Source organism: Cobetia sp. SIMBA_158 (genome assembly GCF_046566945.1).
GTDB classification, from domain to species: Bacteria; Pseudomonadota; Gammaproteobacteria; order Pseudomonadales; family Halomonadaceae; genus Cobetia; species Cobetia amphilecti.
The window spans coordinates 1-253 of record NZ_JAWJYL010000734.1 but is presented as its reverse complement, the minus strand read 5'-3'; the positions used below and the strand labels follow the sequence as shown (position 1 = coordinate 253).

Below are 253 nucleotides of genomic sequence, written 5' to 3'. Positions count from 1 at the left end.
ATATACAGCTTATAATTTGCCACCAAACACTCAAGGTATGGCTTCATTGTCTATTTTAAATATATTAAATCATATTGACATGGGTGAAATTAAAGAAGGTTCCTCTACTTATTACCATGTACTTGTAGAAGCAATTAAATATGCCTTTAAGGACCGAGATTGTTATTTGTCTGATCCTGATTTTGTAAAGATCCACGTTAATGAATTATTAAGTACACAACGTGGGTTGGAAATAGCAGAAAAGATAAAAAAT

1 protein-coding gene is annotated in these 253 nt (G+C 30.8%); it reads left to right on the top strand.

Going from position 1 to position 253, the window contains the following annotated elements:
* On the top strand, nucleotides 1–253 hold a 253-nt coding region (locus R2R70_RS21750), incomplete at both ends, for a gamma-glutamyltransferase (RefSeq protein WP_410979160.1).